12 protein-coding genes and 1 tRNA gene are annotated in these 16,387 nt (G+C 66.4%); 4 read left to right on the top strand and 9 right to left on the bottom strand.

All coding sequences use genetic code 11. The features are described 5' to 3' along the window. The first annotated feature begins 11 nt into the window (after positions 1-11). From IPG63_14125 to IPG63_14115, 3 genes are all read left to right on the top strand, one after another. The gene (locus IPG63_14125) at positions 12-1,550 is read left to right on the top strand and encodes an aldehyde dehydrogenase family protein (GenBank protein MBK6728364.1); all 1,539 of its coding nucleotides are present in this window, start codon (positions 12-14) and stop codon (positions 1,548-1,550) included. A gap of 165 nt (positions 1,551-1,715) precedes the next feature. Further along, positions 1,716-3,227: an aminotransferase class III-fold pyridoxal phosphate-dependent enzyme gene (locus IPG63_14120; protein MBK6728363.1), complete on the top strand. Its 1,512-nt coding sequence runs from the start codon at positions 1,716-1,718 to the stop codon at positions 3,225-3,227. A 141-nt stretch (positions 3,228-3,368) separates the two neighbouring features. Next, positions 3,369-4,220, top strand: coding sequence for a hypothetical protein (locus IPG63_14115; GenBank protein MBK6728362.1), 852 nt, complete (start codon positions 3,369-3,371; stop codon positions 4,218-4,220). 10 nt (positions 4,221-4,230) lie between these two features. On the opposite strand, the gene IPG63_14110 is transcribed toward IPG63_14115, so the two are convergent. The 3 genes from IPG63_14110 to IPG63_14100 are packed head-to-tail and all read right to left on the bottom strand — an operon-like array spanning position 4,231 to position 7,238. Continuing rightward, the gene (locus IPG63_14110; protein ID MBK6728361.1) at positions 4,231-5,016 is read right to left on the bottom strand and encodes a metal ABC transporter permease; all 786 of its coding nucleotides are present in this window, start codon (positions 5,014-5,016) and stop codon (positions 4,231-4,233) included. An 8-nt stretch (positions 5,017-5,024) separates the two neighbouring features. Next, the gene (locus tag IPG63_14105) at positions 5,025-5,924 is read right to left on the bottom strand and encodes a zinc ABC transporter substrate-binding protein (GenBank protein ID MBK6728360.1); all 900 of its coding nucleotides are present in this window, start codon (positions 5,922-5,924) and stop codon (positions 5,025-5,027) included. 9 nt (positions 5,925-5,933) lie between these two features. Next, complete coding sequence (locus IPG63_14100; protein ID MBK6728359.1) at positions 5,934-7,238, bottom strand: hypothetical protein; 1,305 nt, start codon at positions 7,236-7,238, stop codon at positions 5,934-5,936. Between the two features lie 260 nt (positions 7,239-7,498). On the opposite strand from IPG63_14100, the gene IPG63_14095 reads away from it, so the two are divergent. After that, entirely contained in the window at positions 7,499-8,587 is a 1,089-nt protein-coding gene (locus IPG63_14095; GenBank protein ID MBK6728358.1) for a peptidase M35, read from the top strand. Here IPG63_14095 and IPG63_14090 read toward each other — a convergent pair. The 6 genes from IPG63_14090 to pheS form a co-directional block, all read right to left on the bottom strand. Beyond that, positions 8,479-12,090 carry a S8 family serine peptidase gene (locus IPG63_14090; protein MBK6728357.1) on the bottom strand — a complete coding sequence of 1,204 codons (3,612 nt, stop codon included), beginning with the start codon at positions 12,088-12,090 and terminating at the stop codon, positions 8,479-8,481. The two genes, IPG63_14095 and IPG63_14090, sit on opposite strands and share 109 nt — an antisense overlap. 108 nt (positions 12,091-12,198) lie before the next feature. Further along, positions 12,199-12,275, bottom strand: a tRNA-Pro gene (locus IPG63_14085). A gap of 65 nt (positions 12,276-12,340) precedes the next feature. Continuing rightward, positions 12,341-12,697, bottom strand: coding sequence for a MerR family transcriptional regulator (locus tag IPG63_14080; GenBank protein MBK6728356.1), 357 nt, complete (start codon positions 12,695-12,697; stop codon positions 12,341-12,343). After that, positions 12,675-12,977: an integration host factor subunit alpha gene (gene ihfA / locus IPG63_14075; GenBank protein ID MBK6728355.1), complete on the bottom strand. Its 303-nt coding sequence runs from the start codon at positions 12,975-12,977 to the stop codon at positions 12,675-12,677. Before ihfA ends, IPG63_14080 begins: the two co-directional genes overlap by 23 nt. Position 12,978: 1 nt before the next feature. Further along, positions 12,979-15,354: a phenylalanine--tRNA ligase subunit beta gene (locus tag IPG63_14070; GenBank protein MBK6728354.1), complete on the bottom strand. Its 2,376-nt coding sequence runs from the start codon at positions 15,352-15,354 to the stop codon at positions 12,979-12,981. 24 nt (positions 15,355-15,378) lie between these two features. Next, positions 15,379-16,374 (bottom strand): phenylalanine--tRNA ligase subunit alpha, encoded by a 996-nt coding sequence (gene pheS, locus IPG63_14065; GenBank protein MBK6728353.1) that lies wholly within the window; start codon positions 16,372-16,374, stop codon positions 15,379-15,381. Between the last annotated feature and the right edge of the window lie 13 nt (positions 16,375-16,387).

The raw sequence follows: 16,387 nt of genomic DNA, 5'->3' as shown, positions 1-16,387 counted from the left end.
TGGAGTTCCCCATGTCCGCACACGGCATTCTCAAGTCGCTTGGCCTCAGCGCCGACAATTCCGGCACCTATCTCGGCAACGGCGAATGGGCGAAGACCCAGGACGCGGGCGTGCTCGAGCCGATCAACCCGAGCAGCGGCGAAGTGATTTCGCGGGTGCACGCGAGTTCGATCAGCGATTACGAGACCATCGTCGCCCGCGCTCAGAACTCGTTCAAGGTCTGGCGCACGACGCCGGCGCCGAAGCGCGGCGAAGCCATCCGCCTGTGCGGTGACGCCCTGCGCAAGCACAAGGACGCGCTCGGTTCGCTGGTCGCGCTCGAGATGGGCAAGATCAAGCCGGAAGGCGACGGCGAAGTGCAGGAAATGATCGACATCGCCGACTTCGCCGTCGGTCAGTCGCGCATGCTGTACGGCTACACCATGCACTCGGAGCGTCCGGGCCACCGCATGTACGAGCAATGGCAGCCGCTTGGCCTGGTCGGCATCATCAGTGCGTTCAATTTCCCGGTCGCGGTGTGGGCGTGGAACTCGTTCATGGCCGCGATCTGCGGCGACATCTCGATCTGGAAGCCGAGCCCGAAGGTGCCGCTGTCCGCCGTCGCGGCGATGAAGATCTGCAATGACGCGCTCAAGGAAGGCGGTTTCCCGGACCTGTTCTACCTGTTCAACGACGCCGGTACCCAGATCGCGCAGAAGTTCGTCGACGACCATCGCATCCCGCTGATCAGCTTCACCGGCTCGACCCAGGTCGGCCGTCTGGTCGGCGAGCGCGTTGCGCAGCGCATGGGACGCAGCCTGCTCGAACTCGGCGGCAACAACGCGATCATCCTCGACGAAACCGCTGACCTGAAGCTCGCGGTCCCGGGCATCGTGTTCGGCGCCGTCGGCACCGCCGGCCAGCGCTGCACGACCACGCGCCGCCTGTTCGTGCACGAGTCGATCTACAACGACGTGCTCACGACCCTGGTCAAGGCGTACAAGCAGGTCGAAGGCAAGATCGGCGATCCGACCCTGACGACGACGCTGATGGGTCCGCTCAACGACCAGTCCGCGGTGAAGCGCTACCTGGCCGCGATCGAACTCGCGAAGCAGCACGGTGGCAAGGTCGAGACCGGCGGTGCCGCGTTGACCGATCGCCCGGGCAACTTCGTGCTGCCGACCATCATCAGCGGCGTCAAGAACTCCGACGAATGCGTGCAGACCGAAACCTGTGCGCCGATCCTGTACGTGATGCCGTTTGCGACCATCGATGAAGCCATCGACATGCAGAACGGCGTGCCGCAGGGCCTGTCGTCGTCGGTATTCACCAGCAACCTCAAGGTCGCGGAACAGTTCCTGTCGGCGGCCGGTTCCGATTGCGGCATTGCCAACGTCAACATCGGCACCTCGGGGGCCGAGATCGGTGGCGCGTTCGGCGGCGAGAAGGAGACCGGCGGTGGTCGCGAGTCTGGCTCCGACTCGTGGAAGGCCTACATGCGCCGCCAGACCAACACCATCAACTACTCGAGCTCGCTGCCGCTGGCGCAGGGCATCAAGTTCGATTTCTGATGCGCAACCCGTCGCGCGCCGATGCCAGCGGTGCGCGACAAGCTGTCCGATCCCGGGCGTTCGAACGGCGGGGGTTACGGCCTCAAATGGGCGCTGGTATCCTGCGCGCCTCGTTGTTCAACCCATTGATTTGCAAAGCCAAGACCCGTCTGGCTGGAGGCACCCATGAAGCTCGTCGAGAAACTCAATGTCCTGCGCACGGCCGGCGCCAAGGCGCGCACCATCGGCCTGCCCGACGCCACCATCGAACGCTTCGCTGCGCGCTATCCGGAACTGGTCGCTGCAATCGATGATGCCTGCGCCCGCTTCGAGCAGCTTCGCGCCGAATTCCCGGACATCATCGCGATGGACGAGAACGCGCAGATGCTCGCGGTGCAGGAAGGCTTCGTGAACTTCTACGCCGACGACAACGTCAACCCCTATCTCGCCATCGCCGCACGCGGCCCGTGGCTGGTCACGCTCAAGGGCGCGGTCGTGCACGACTCCGGTGGCTACGGCATGCTCGGATTCGGCCACGCGCCCGAAGTCGTGCTCAATGCCATGAGCCAGCCGCATGTGATGGCCAACGTAATGACGCCGAGCCTGTCGCAGCTGCGTCTCGCACGCGCGCTGCGCCGTGAGATCGGCCACAGTCGCGGCGGCTGTCCGTACACGAAGTTCCTGTGCCTGAACTCGGGATCGGAGTCGGTCTCGCTGGCCGGTCGCATCGCCGACGTGAACACCCGCCTGATGACCGACCCGGGCGCACCGCACGCCGGCTGGAAGGTCAAGCGCATCGCGGTCAAGGGCGCCTTCCATGGCCGCACCGAACTGCCGATGCTGTACTCGGACTCGACGCGCAAGGCCTATGCCACCCACCTCGGCAGCTACCGCCAGCAGGAAGCGAACACGATCACCGTCGAGCCCTACGACGTCGAAGCGCTGCAGCGCGTGTTCGACGAGGCGGCACGCGACCAGGTGCACATCGAGGCGATGTTCCTGGAACCGGTGATGGGCGAAGGCAACCCGGGGCGCGCCGTGCCGCGCGCGTTCTACGCTGCCGCACGCGAGCTGACGCGCAAGCACCACACCTTGCTGCTGATGGATTCGATCCAGGCCGGCCTGCGCACCACCGGCAACCTGTCGGTGGTCGACTCGCCCGAATTCGCCGGACTCGACGCACCGGACATGGAAACCTATTCCAAGGCGCTCAACGCCGGCCAGTATCCGCTGTCGGTGCTGGCCGTGACCGAGCGCGCCGAGAAGCTGTATCGCAAGGGCATCTACGGCAACACCATGACCACCAACCCGCGCGCGATGGACGTGGCCTGCGCGGTGCTCGGCGCGCTGACGCCGGAGCTGCGCGCCAACATCCAGGCACGTGGCCGCGAGTTCGTCGCCAAGCTCGATCAGCTCGCGAAGGAACTGCCGGGCCTGATCACCAACGTCCAGGGTACCGGCCTGCTGTTCTCGGCCGAACTGTCGCCGAACTTCAAGTGCTACGGCACCGGCAGCACCGAGGAATACCTGCGTGAACACGGCTACGGCGTGATCCACGGCGGCACCAACTCGCTGCGCTTCACTCCGCCCTTCACCATCACCGGCGACGAAGTGGACCTGATCATCGCCGGCGTCCGCGACGCGCTGCTCAACGGCCCGCGCATCGCGGTCGAGGCGCCAAAGGCCGTGGCAGCTTGATGTTCTTGCTGGTCTCCTCTCTCCCCCTGTGGGAGAGAGGTCGGGAAGAGGGGGTTCGATGCGACGCCGCTCCGATTTCACCCTCTCCCCTACCCCTCTCCCATCGAGGGAGAGGGGAACAACGGCAAATCGAGTCGCCCCATGAGCCTGCGCCGCCGTCTCGCCGAGTTCGGCTTTGAGTCGAACGACGACTACACGTTCCAGATCGACTGCCTGCTGCGCGCCGAGATCGCGCACCTGCGCACGCTGCACATTGCCGGCGAATCCGGTCGGCGCAAGACCGCGCTCGCCAACGCACTGGCGCAGGCGCTGGAGTTCCCGCGCATCCTCTACCACGACTTCGCGCAACCGGAACCCCCAGCGCCGCCGATCCTCATCACCACCCACGAGGACGGAACCACTGGCGATGGCCCGCAGGAACTGCCGCCGACCGCATTCGAGCGTGCGCTGACCGAAGCCTGCGCGTTCAGCGAAGGCGAGCGCACGGCATTGATCATCGACCAGTTGCAGCTCGCCGATTTCCACGACCAGACACGGTTGTTCCAGTTCATCCAGACGCACCTGTGGAGTACCAGTGCGGGCAGCGTCAAGGCCAATGCCCGGCAGTTGCTGCTGGTGCTGATCAGCGAAGACGCGCTCTACCACCCGCTCGCGCATGTCAGCTACCGCATCTGGGCCGATGCCTCGGGCGGTCGCTTCGATTACCGCCCGGAAGAGTTCGGGCTCGGCCTCGATGCGCGCGAACTGTTCGCGGCCTTCGCGGCGCTGTTCGATGCACTGGGCGCAGTGCCGACCGCCAGCGAGCTGCGCAAGCTGCTTGGCGATGCGCTCGCCAACGCGCGCACCGAGGAACACTTGCGCCACTGCATCTTCGGCTGGATGGAACACGTCGATCGCGCACGTCTGTTCTCGCTGGCAATGACGCCGCTGGTGCACGAAGCGGTGATGGCAGTGAACCGCTACCAGGGCATGGACCACATCGAAATCGGCTGAGCCGACTGGTTCAGAACGAAGGCTCCTGGTGTTGCGGTGGCTGCGAGCGGCGGATGTGCGGCAACAGCTGCGCCAACAGCGCGACCACGCACAGGGTCCACACGATCAGCGCCCCGCTCGGCAGGTCGAACAAGGCCGAGCAGACCAGGCCCGCGGCATAGCCGAGCGCGCCGATCAGATATCCGGCGAACAGGCGCGCAGCGCCGCTCATGCCGGCGGTGGCCAGTGCCGGCACGATCAGGCTGGCGAACACCAGGTACACGCCGACCAGTTGCACCGAAGCCGTGACCGCGAGTGCGAACAAGGCATAGAACAGCCAGCCGTCCATGCGCTCGCGTCGCCACCAGAGCACGGCGAGCATGACGATCGAGAGCAGCCCGACCGGCAACAGCTGTGCGAAGCCGACCCACAGGATCTGGCCGACGAGCAAGTCCTTGAGATGCTCGCCGCCCTGCGGGTGGTTCGCCAGCAGCAACAAGCCGCCGGTGGCCGCGAGCACGAACAGCGTGCCGATCAGCGGTTCCTGGTAGTTCGGCCAGCGGCGGTCGGTCCAACTCAGCAGCGCGGCACCGGCGAGTGCTGCGGCCGCGGCCGCGACCTGCACCATCGCGCCGTCTTCCTCGACACCGAGGTACTGCGCGAGGATCACGCCGAGCGCTGCGATCTGCGCGATTGCCAGGTCGATGAAGATGATGCCGCGCGCCAAAACGCGCTGGCCGAGTGGCACGTGCGTGGACAGCACGATCAGCCCGGCCAGCGCCGCCGGGCCGAGGATGGTCGGGTCAAGCCCTGCCAGCGCAAGGTTCACTGCACCGCACCGAGCAGCAGGTCGATGGTGACGTCGAACAATGCGAACAGGTCGGTGGCACGTTCGTCGCCGCCGACCGTCAGCGGCAAGCGGATCGCGGGCACGCCGCTGCGCTCCGACAACCAGCGGCTGGCCTTCGCGTCCTGGTAGGCGGCGCGCACGATCGCCAAGGTCTGGCCATCCTTGGTCAACGCGACCAGACCAGCCAGGTGCGCGCTGGTCGGCGGCACCCCGGGTTTGGCTTCGAGCGCACCGATCTCGTTCAAGCCCAGCCACTCTTCCAGGTACACCCAGCTCTTGTGGTGGACGACGATGTTGCGTCCGCGCAGCGGTGCCGCGCGCTGCTGCCAGCGAGAAATCGCCGCCTGCCAGCGCGTGCTGAAGTCAGCCAGGCTTTGCGCGTAGCGCGCGGCGTTGGCGGGATCGATCTTCTGCAGTCTTGCGGCCAGTGCATTGGCCACCTGCAGCACGCGACGCGGGTCCATCTGGATGTGCGGATTGCCTTCGGCGTGCAGATCGCCGGCGGCGCGATCGAGCTGGCTCGGCCGCTCCAGCGTGCTCACCTGCGCGACCGCGAGGAACATGCCGTCACCCGAGGCGATGCGAGCGTTACCGGCCTGGCGGATCAGTTGCGGCAACCAGCCCGCCTCCAGCCCACCGCCGCTGCAGACCAGCAGGTCAGCACGACGAAGCTTCGCGATCAGGCTCGGCCGCGCCTCGATCTGGTGCACGTCCTGCAGCGCCGAAGTCGCGACATCGACGGAGACGACATCCCCGGCAAGTTCGGTGACCAGCGCGCCCCACTCCGGCTCGCAGGCGAACACGCGGATCTGCGCCGAAGCCGAGAGCGCGAACGCCGACAGCAGCAGGCCCGAAAGCAGGTGGCGGAGTGTCATGCGGATTCCTCAGAATTTGTGTGCGCCATGCGCGCCGAGAGCGGTCTGGTACTGCAGCGTGAGCGCATGGTCGCGTTGTGCGGGCGCGGCGTCGTCGCGGCTGTATTGCAGGCGGATCAGACTGAACTCGCTGTTGCGCCAGGTCAGCATCAGGTTGTGGCGCACCGGGTCGGTGTCGCTGGCGAATGGCCCCGAGGCATCCGGCCATAGCCGGTCGTAGCGGTAGCCGGTATCCCACTGCCGGTTCAGGCGCCACACGCCTTCGATGTAGGCGCCATCGCGCGAACCCGCCCATGGCACCTCGATGCCCTGCGTCGAGGCGAGATAGCGCCCCTCGCGGCGGTCGTGCAGGTATTCGCTGCGCAGGGTCACACCGCCGTCGCGGGTATTGCCATTCGGCGCCCATTTCCAGGTCAGATCGGCGATATACAAACGGTTGTCGCCGCTGAATCCGTCCTCGCCTTCCGTGGTACGTGCATCCAGCACCGAGACGCCGGCGAGCCAGGAACTCTCGTCGCCGATATCGCCTCCGGCATGTGCGGACAAGCTGCGCACACCGGTGCCGGAGCGCGCCGCGCCACCGCTCGGAAAGGACTGGCCGCGCATCCACTCGCCGCCGAGTTCAAGATACACGTCGGTCGGCGCCACCCAGCGCAGTTGCACGCCATCGTCGGCGTACTGGTTGCCGAGCAGTGCCTGATACGCCAGCGGCCGATCAGAGAACGCATCGGTATGCGCATGGTGGGTGTTGAGGTAACCGATGTTCGAGAAGAAGCGCCCGGCGCGAACGCTCAACCCGGCCGGCAAGGCCGTGGTCTCGATATAGGCCTCCTCGACGCCGATGCCATCCTCGCCGTCCTCGCTCTCGATCGCGAGCGTGAGCTGGCCGTAGAACTTCTCGTCGATGTTGGCCGCGAACGCGATCTCGCTCTCGCCGAGGGACAAGCCCTGCGCACCGGGCCCGGCCTCTCCGGCGAGCGGGAATCCGGCGATCTCATAGCTTTCCGGATCGAACGAATGGTGCGCAAAGCTGCCATTGAGGATGATGCTGATCGCGGGATTGAAGGCGTTGGGACCGGACGCTGTGCCTGGCTCCGGCAGCGCCGCCACTGCCACCGCATCCGTCGGTGTCGCTCGCAGCGCTGCGATCTCCGCACGCGCCTGCTCAAGCGCCTGGAGCATTTCGCGGGACTGCGCCTCCAGCATCCGGATGCGCGCCTCCAGTGCCTCAACCGGAGGCGCCGCAGCCGGCTCGGCCAACGCCGTGGACGCCAGCATCAGGGCGAAAAGGGAAATCGTCGGTCGAAATCGCATCGGAGAAATCCTCGCCAAAACAACGAAATAAGCGCCAAGGCGGGTCCTAACTCGGTCGCTTGCGATGTTATATTGTCACGTTCATGGCGACACCGCAACGCATCGCCACACCCCTCGCGGCGGCGCCGCGACCCCCGGCGCGCGTGCTGCGCCGCGCAATCGAAACCAGTTGCAACGGATCGATGGGCGTCGATAGCTTCGACGGGTTGCCCGCAGCGGCGACATCCACGCAAACACATTCGAAACTCTGGGGAGAGCACATGATTCAGCGCAATTCGGCCGCTGTTCGCGGTCTCGGAACACTCGTGTTGTCGATCACCGCAGCGCTTGCGGCCACATCGGTGCAGGCTGCCGGTCTGAGCGTGGTGATGGCGCCTTCGCTCGACAAGGCCAGCCAGGACATCGGCTCCGCGGTCCACTTCACCATGCGCAACGACGGCAAAGAAGCCGTCAGCGTCCTGAAGTGGCAGACGCCGTTCTTCGGCATTGAGCATGACCTGTTCGATGTGGCCGTCGGCGGCATGGACTCCGACTACAACGGTCGCTGGATCAAGCGCGGCGCGCCAAGCGCGGACGACTGGATGACGCTGCAGCCGGGCGAGTCCAAGTCGATCGAACTCGACCTGTCGGAAGCCTACGACTTCTCAGCCTCCGGCCAGTACGAGATGAAGTACGCGATCGACCTGGCTGCGGGCGCCGACGCCCACGACAGCCCTCGCGGTGGCCACGCCAAGCGCATCGAATCGTTCCCGATCCTGCGCTGGGTGGACGGCGCCGGCGAGCCGAACAACTACGACGAAGCCTTCCCGATCGGCATGAAGGCGCTGAATCCGACACCGGCGTTCGAGAGCTGTTCGACCACGCGCCAGAGCTCGATCAAGACCGCACTCACCTCGGCACGCAGCTACGCCATCAACTCCGACAGCTACTTCACCAGCAAGACCTACTCGACCGTCACCACCCGCTACAAGACCTGGTTCGGCACCGCCACCAGTTCGCGCTTCAACAGCGTCAAGGGCAACTACGACCGCATCGAATACGCGCTGGCCAACACCAAGCTGACCTTCAACTGCGGCTGCACCCAGAACTACTACGCCTACGTCTACCCGACCCAGCCCTACCGCGTGTACCTGTGCAACGCCTTCTGGTCGGCACCGAACACCGGCACCGACTCCAAGGCCGGCACCATCATCCACGAACTCAGCCACTTCGACGTACTCGGCAACACCGACGACATCGTCTACGGCCAGTCCGGCGCCAAGAGCCTCGCCATCAGCAATCCGTCGAGCGCCATCAAGAACGCCGACAGCCACGAGTACTTCTCGGAAAATACCCCGAGCCAGAACTGACTGGCGACCGCCCTCGCCCGCATCGGCCCGCCTCGCGCGGGCCGATGTCGTTTCAGGGTGCTGCGCAGCTCATTTCCTACCGCGGCGGCGTCGTCGTTGTCGAAGCCGGCGCGGAGGATGAGGTCGGGGGGGAGCGGGAGACGGGGGGAGTCGATGCGGATGGCGTCGAGGTGGAAGCCTTGCAGTTCGATGCCGGGGTCGGTGGAGAGGCGCCAGCGGATGCGCACGCGTTGGCCGGCGTAGGCGGCGAGCGATCTGGCGTAGGTCTGGAAGGCGCCGTTGTCGCCGCTGAAGGCGCCTCGCGTGGACGGGTAGCCGCAGGCGTTGATCGGCGGACTGCCGGTGGCCTCGAAGCTGCCGGGGTAGCCACCGCTCGGGGGCAGGTCGGACCAGGTGGCGCCGTCGTCGGTGGAGATCTCTACAACCACGCCGTCCCAGCCGGTCTCCAGCTGGAAGCGGGCGTCGTAGCGCAGGGTTGCGTCATCGGGAAGGGTGAGCGCCGGCAACGTCACGCTGGCGCAGGTGTTGCGCGGATAGACCGCCGCGCTGGCACCGGTCTTGTACGCGTAGCTGCCGTCGGCGACCAATCCGCTCGCGAACTGCCAGGGAGTTTCGAGTTCGGCGTGGGTGCGGGTATCGGCATCGTCGATGAAGCCGAGGCCGGCCGGGCCACCGGCGCCGACCGGAGTGGCGTTGCGGATCGCGCTCGGCAGGCTTTCGTTGCCGAACGAATCCCGGGCGAGCACGCGGTAGAAATACGGCACGCCGTTGGCGACGCTGGTGTCGAGATAATTGGCCGACGATGCGATGAAGGAAGCGAATGCGGCGAAGTCCGGCGTCAGCGAGCGCTGCACCGTGTACTCCACCGCGCTCGACAACGCGCAGCGCGCCGGCGCCGGATTCCAGCTGAGCGCGACGCGGCAACTGGCCGCAGCGGCATCGGCCACGGGCGCTTCGCGATCGAACAAGGGCGGCAGCGTGCAGTCGTCATTCGAAACCGCTTCGATGCAGGCGCTGGCCGTGCCCTCGACATCGTTGCCGATGGCGCGCACACGATAAGCGTAGGTGTCGCCGCCGATGGTGTTGGGGTCGAGGACGCTGGCGCCGGTGGCGACGCCGGCGAGATGGAAGTCGGCGATGTCGGCGGCGGCGCAACTGCCGATGGCACGGTACAACTGGTACGCAGTCGCACCGACCACGGCATCGAATTCGACGCGGATGCCGCTGCTGTCGTTCTGCGTGACCGCGGGATTCTGCGGCGCGGCCGCGGGCGGCGCGGCCGGCAGTCCGAAGGCACCAGCGACCACCAGTCCGTAACCTTGCCGATCGCTGCCGACGCGATCGTTGCCGGGCACCGAGAATCCGCGCACGCGAAATACGTAGCGTCCCGGCGTCGGCGCCAGCAGACGGATCGCTTCGAGGTTGTTGCGTGAGTCGCGGCTGCCGACGTTTGCGATCGAAATCGTGCTGTTGACCGGGCGCTGCGGCAGCGTCGCTTCGCAGGGGTCGTAGCAGGCCTGCGTCTGGCAACTGGTGTCGTCGCCGAAAGCATTGCCGCGATACAGCTCGCCGCCGGGGCCGACGACTTCGAGGTCGAGATCGTTAACCAGCGGATAGTCGACGCCCGGGATCGACGCAACGTCGAACCAGGCCAGCGTCGCGCGCAACGCTTGCCCGGAGGCGACGTTTTCGATCGCGTACTCATGCACTTCGCCGGTGGCGAGTCCACTGCCGTGGCTGCGCTCGAACACCCGCTGGCGGCGACTGTCGCCGGGAAAGTAGAGGTCGCGATCCAGGTACATGCGACCCCAGCCGCTGATGTAGCTCGGCAACCGTGTCTCGCCGATGAAGCTGTTGAGGATCTCGCCGGTGCTGTTGACCACGGCCGCCTTCAGCGTCGGCGCCAGCAGGTGGAGACGATCGCCGGCGCTGACGCTGCCGTGCGGATAGCGGCCCTCGGCGAAATACTGACGCATCAGTGCAGCGCCGCCGGCGACCGTCGGGGTCGCCATCGAGGTACCGCTCAGCGCCTTGCTCTCGGCCGGTTCCTCGGCACCGAAGCTGAAGTCGTCGCCGGCCGCGGAGATCGTGGCCACGCCGGGCGCGCTGATCTCGGGCTTGTCGCGCCAGCCGCTGCCGGGGCCGATGCTCGTACCCCAGACGCCAGCGGTGGTGTGCAGGCTGGCCGCACACTCGCTGGCACCGTGCAGCAGTGCGCCGACGGTCAGCGCATTCTTGGCGTTGCCGGGCGAGCCGATGGCGGCGATGGCGTCGGCACGATTGCCGGCCGAGGCGACCAGGAGCAGGTCCTGCAGCGCCCAGGTGGTGTCGTCGGCATCGAAGTCGTAGCCGGTGTAGCTGTTGCCGGTGGGCGCGCCCCAGCTGTTGCTGTGGATGTGCGCGCCGCCGGCGCGCGCCTGCAGCAACGTGGCCGCGTAGTCGGCGACGACCAGGCAATCGGCACCGATGTCCTGGAACAGCAACTGAGCGTTCGGCGCCATGCCATCACCGGCATCGGCGTGGGCGAGCAGCGGCGTCGCGGTGACGCCGCTATCCCCAGCGACGCTGCCGCTGACGTGGGTGCCGTGCTGGATCGCCTCGACGGTACCGCAGGGAGCGAGCGTCTCGTACGCGGTCGCGCCGGGCTGCACCCAGTTCGCGATCACCTTGGCATTGCTGACCAGTGAGCCCGGCGCCGGCGGGGTCGTGTCCTGCGCCGGCGTGACGAACACCAGCGCGCCGCTGCCCGGGTCGTAACGGGTGAACCAGCGCTCGTTGGCATCGAGTCCGCTGTCGGCAACCGCAACCACCTGGCCATGCCCGGTAAGCCCGCGCGTCCACAGCGGATGCGTGCCGACGACACCGCTCTGGATCGCGCCGCTAGCCTCGGTGTTGTGCGGCTCGGGCGCCGCATGCGGCGCGATCCAGCTGATTGCGTCGGCTCGCGCGAGTGCATCGAGCATGGCATTCGCGTCGACCGACAGCGCGATCGTCGCGCGCGGCAAGCGGTCGCTGCCGTGAATCTCGATGCGCGCCGTCGGCGCGAGCTTGGCGATCGCCGCAAGCAGTGCATCCAGATCGCCATCGACGTGGCCGTAGACATCGAAGCGCGTGCCCGGAGTCGCTGCACGCAAGGCCGGCGCCAGCTTCCATTCGCTGCGCCAATGGCCGACCCAGGTCACGCCCGGGATCGCGCGCAACGCGTCGCCGGACACGCCGTTGCGACGCACACGGAAAGCCGCATCCGGCACGTAGGCTTCGATGGCAGCCCCGGAGCGCGCGAGCGCCGCGCGCACATCCGCTGTCGATGCGCGATCGAACTGGACGATCAGATGCGATACCCGCGATTCGGCTTCGACTTCGGCGCTGCTGCGCGTCAAGCCATCGGTGTCGACATCACCGGTCGCCAGCCGCAGCTGGCCGGCGCCGACCGGGTCCGCGTGCAACACGAACGCGATCGCGACCGCGACCGCGAGAACCAGCACGCCAGAACGGAATCGCATCGGCAATAGACCTTCCCAGCCATGAGGCGGACGATGCTACCCGATGCGCTCCAAGGCGCCGTGAGCGCCCACAAAAAACCCGGCCGCAGCCGGGTTCCTGATCCAGATTGGTCGGGACGGCGGGATTCGAACCCACGACCCTTTGCCCCCCAGGCAAATGCGCTACCAGGCTGCGCTACGCCCCGACATCGGATTCCGCGACGAGCGCGGGCGCGGATTGTGACCGCTCGCCGCCAATCCCGCAACGCGCTCAGCGCTTCAGGATGACCAACACCTCTTCCAGTTCCTGCCGCACCTGCTTGACGATCTGCGTACCGATCGTCGCTTCAGCCTTTCCCTGGTTACCCTCCAGGCGCTGGCGCGCGCCACCGATGGTGAAGCCCTGGTCGTACAGCAGCGAACGGATCTGGCGGATCATCAGCACGTCGTGGCGTTGGTAGTAGCGACGGTTGCCGCGACGCTTGACCGGGTTCAGGCTGGTGAATTCCTGCTCCCAATAACGCAGCACGTGCGGCTTCACGGCGCACAGGTCGCTCACCTCACCGATGGTGAAGTAGCGCTTCGCCGGGATCGGCGGGAGCTCGTTATTGCTGCCCTGATCCAGCATACGCCTCGACCCTCACCTTGAGCTTCTGGCCCGGACGAAACGTGACCACACGTCGAGCCGAGATCGGGATTTCTTCGCCGGTTTTCGGATTGCGGCCGGGGCGCTGGTTCTTCTGGCGCAGATCGAAGTTGCCGAAACCCGACAATTTCACCTGCTCTCCACGCGCCAAGGCATCGCGCATCACGTCGAAGAACGAGTCGACGAACTCCTTCGCCTCGCGCTTGTTCAGGCCGACGTGCTCAAAGAGCCGTTCGGCGAGTTCTGCCTTGGTCAACGCCATCTCAGCCTCGCAACTTCGCGCCCGTCTTCTGTTCCAGTGCAGCCAACACGGACTGCACCGCAGAATCGGCATCCACGTCCGCAAGGGTGCGCGAAGCCTCCTGCAAAATCAAGCCCATAGCGAGGCTTCTTGTGTTTTCAGGCAAGCCTTTGCCGGCAAACTCGTCAAACAGCACGAATTCCCGCAGTAGCGGCCCAAGCGTTTCCCGCACAATGTCTTCCAATCGCGCGAATTCAATGGTTTTTTCGACGACGATCGCAATGTCGCGGCGCAGCGATGGATAACGGCTCAGATCGCCTGCCCGCGGCAGATCGCGCGCGGTCAATGCGGCCAGTTCCAGTTCCGCGACGTACACATCGCCCGCAAGGCCGAGTTCCCCGGCCAAGCGCGGATCGAGGCAGCCAGCGAAGCCGACCACATGCCCTTCACGCAGCAACTCGGCGCCGCGACCGGCGTGCAGCCACCGCACCCGTGCCGGACGCAGCGTGAACGCCGCCGCCTGCCCGGTCAGCGCGAACAACTGTTCCAGGTCCCCCTTGATGTCGAAGAAGTCGATCTCGCGCGCGGACACGCCCCACTGCTCGGCGGCCGCGGTTCCGGTCGCGACCAGCGCCAGACGCGGCGTTTCGATCGGCGGGTCACCGGCCTGGAACGACTTGCCGATCTCGAACAGGCGCACGCGCTCCAGTTGCCGCGACTGGTTGCGACGCAAGGCATCCACCAGACCCGGCAACAGGCTGGTGCGCATCACATCCAGATCGGCCGACAGCGGATTGGCCAACGCGACTGCGCCCTCCGCCATGCCCCACTGCTGCAGCCAGGACGAGGCGACGAAACTGAAGTGCAGGCACTCGCGGTAATCGCGCGCGATCAGCGCCGCGCGCATCGCCGCGCTCGGAACCTGCGCCTCGGGCGGAAGCCGCAGCGCGATCTCGCCGCGCGGCACCGCTGTCGGCACGCGTTCGTAGCCATGCACGCGAACGACTTCTTCGATCAGGTCTTCCTCGATCTCTATGTCGAAACGCTGGCTCGGCGGCACCGCCTCCCAGCCCCCCTCGCAAGCACTGACGCGCAGCCCGAGCGCGTGCAGGATGCGCTCGACCTCCGTCGCCGCCAGAGCAATTCCGGTCACGCGCGCCAGACGCGCGGCGCGCAGGCGCACCGGAGCACGCACTGGCAGGTGCGCGTCCGACTTCGCCTCGACCACCGGGCCGGGCACGCCGCCGGCGATCTCGACGATCAACTGCGTCAAGCGCTCGATCGCCTGGCGCGGCAGTTCCGGATCGACACCGCGTTCGAAGCGGTGCGAGGCATCGGTATGCAGCCCGAGCTTGCGCGCGCGCCCCTGCACCGCGGCCGGCGCGAAATGTGCGGACTCGAGGAACAGGTTGCGACTGGTCGTGGTCACGCGCGAGTCGTAGCCGCCCATCACCCCGGCGACGGCGAGCGCGTTCTTGTCATCGGCGATGATCAGAAACCCGGCATCGAGTTCGACCTCGCGCTCATCGAGCAGCTTGATCTTCTCGCCCGTGCGCGCGCGGCGCACGCTGATGCCGCCGTGCAGCGCATCGAGGTCGAAGGTATGCATCGGCTGCCCGAGTTCGAGCATCACGTAATTGGTCGCATCGACCACCGCGCTGATCGAGCGCAGACCGCAACGGCGCAGGCGCTCCTTCAGCCACAGCGGCGTCGCTGCCGCGGGGTCGATGCCCTCGATCGCACGCCCGAGATAGCGCGGGCAGTCGGCGGGTGCATCGAGTCGCACGTTGCGCGCCACCGACGACTGCGCGTCCACCACGATCTGCGCAGCATCGTCAGGCGTCAAGCCATACAGCGCGGAGACCTCCGCAGCCAGTCCGCGCAGGCTCAGGCAATCCGGACGATTCGGCGTCAGTTTGATCTCGATGCTGGCATCGGGCAGTCCGATCCAGGTGGCAAATGCCTGCCCGACCGGCGCGTCGGCCGGCAACTCCATCAAGCCGGCGTGGTCGTCACTCAAACCCAGTTCGCGCGTCGAGCACAACATGCCGAACGAATCGACATCACGCAGCTTGGCCTGCTTGATTGCGATGCCGTTCGGAAGGGTCGCACCGATCGTCGCCAACGGTGCCTTCAGACCGACGCGCGCATTGGGTGCGCCGCAGACGATCTGCAGCGGCTCACCCTGCCCGACCGCGACCATGCACACACGCAACTTGTCTGCGTTGGGATGTTTTTCGGCTTCGATGATCTCCCCGATGACCACGCCATCGAGACCTTCACCCAGCACCTCCACGCCCTCGACCTCGAGTCCGGCCATGGTCAGGCGATGCATCAGGTCAGCACGATCCGCATCCACGGGCGCCAGCGCGCGCAACCAGTTTTCAGAGAATTTCATTGCATCAGTTCCTTCTGGCGGCGATCACGCGAACTGCGCGAGGAAGCGCGCGTCGTTTTCGAACAGGGAGCGCAGGTCATCGACGCCGTAACGCAGCATGGCGAAACGCTCGACACCGAGGCCAAAGGCAAAGCCGGTGTAACGCTCGGCATCGATGCCGCAGGCCTTGAGCACGTTCGGATGGACCATGCCGCAACCAAGCACTTCGAGCCAGCCTTGCGTCCCATCCGCCCGGTCCCAACGAATATCGACTTCGGCCGAAGGCTCGGTAAACGGGAAGTAGCTCGGGCGGAAGCGCATGTCGAAATCGCGCTCGAAGAACGCGCCAACGAACTGCTTGAGCGTGCCCTTCAAGTCGGCGAAGTTCGAGGTCTCGTCGACCAGCAGGCCCTCGACCTGATGGAACATCGGCGTATGCGTCTGGTCGGAATCGGAGCGATAGACCTTGCCGGCGGCGATGATGCGGATCGGCGGCGTGCGCCCCTGCATCGCGCGGATCTGCACCGGCGACGTATGCGTGCGCAGCAGGCGCCCGTCCGGAAAATAAAAGGTGTCGTGCATCGCGCGCGCCGGATGGTGCTCCGGGAAGTTCAGCGCTTCGAAGTTGTGATAGTCGTCCTCGATTTCGGGGCCATCGGCGAGCTGATAGCCGAGGCGGCCGAAGATGTCGGTGATGCGATCAAGCGTTCGCGTCACCGGATGCAGGTTCGCGCGCGAACCGTTGCGGCCGGGCATGGTGACGTCGATGCGCTCGGACGCGAGACGCGCGGTGTGGGCGGCGGTCTCCAGTTCGCCACGACGGGCGTCGATCGCGTCGCCGAGAAGCGCCTTGACCTGGTTCACGCGCTCGCCGGTGGCCTTGCGCTCCTCGGGCGGCAACTTGCCCAGCAGCTTCAACTGTTCGGTCAACCGGCCCTGCTTGCCGAGCCACGCGACGCGGATGGCGTCGAGGGCTTCGAGCGTAGCGGCATCCTTGATCGAACCTTTGGCTTCAACAGCAGCGGTCTGCAATTCGTCCATCGTCATTCCTTCG

Source organism: Lysobacterales bacterium, assembly GCA_016703225.1.
Classification (GTDB): domain Bacteria; phylum Pseudomonadota; class Gammaproteobacteria; order Xanthomonadales; family Ahniellaceae; genus JADKHK01.
This window is presented reverse-complemented; position numbering and strand designations above follow the sequence as displayed.

Coding starts and splice junctions, on each gene's coding strand:
- IPG63_14125 (MBK6728364.1), top strand. CDS start 12: ATGTCCGCACACGGCATTCTCAAGTCGCTTGGCCTCAGCGCCGACAAT.
- IPG63_14115 (MBK6728362.1), top strand. CDS start 3,369: ATGAGCCTGCGCCGCCGTCTCGCCGAGTTCGGCTTTGAGTCGAACGAC.
- ihfA (MBK6728355.1), bottom strand. CDS start 12,977: ATGGCGTTGACCAAGGCAGAACTCGCCGAACGGCTCTTTGAGCACGTC.
- IPG63_14100 (MBK6728359.1), bottom strand. CDS start 7,238: ATGCGATTTCGACCGACGATTTCCCTTTTCGCCCTGATGCTGGCGTCC.
- IPG63_14105 (MBK6728360.1), bottom strand. CDS start 5,924: ATGACACTCCGCCACCTGCTTTCGGGCCTGCTGCTGTCGGCGTTCGCG.
- pheS (MBK6728353.1), bottom strand. CDS start 16,374: ATGGACGAATTGCAGACCGCTGCTGTTGAAGCCAAAGGTTCGATCAAG.
- IPG63_14070 (MBK6728354.1), bottom strand. CDS start 15,354: ATGAAATTCTCTGAAAACTGGTTGCGCGCGCTGGCGCCCGTGGATGCG.
- IPG63_14095 (MBK6728358.1), top strand. CDS start 7,499: ATGATTCAGCGCAATTCGGCCGCTGTTCGCGGTCTCGGAACACTCGTG.
- IPG63_14090 (MBK6728357.1), bottom strand. CDS start 12,090: ATGCGATTCCGTTCTGGCGTGCTGGTTCTCGCGGTCGCGGTCGCGATC.
- IPG63_14120 (MBK6728363.1), top strand. CDS start 1,716: ATGAAGCTCGTCGAGAAACTCAATGTCCTGCGCACGGCCGGCGCCAAG.
- IPG63_14080 (MBK6728356.1), bottom strand. CDS start 12,697: ATGCTGGATCAGGGCAGCAATAACGAGCTCCCGCCGATCCCGGCGAAG.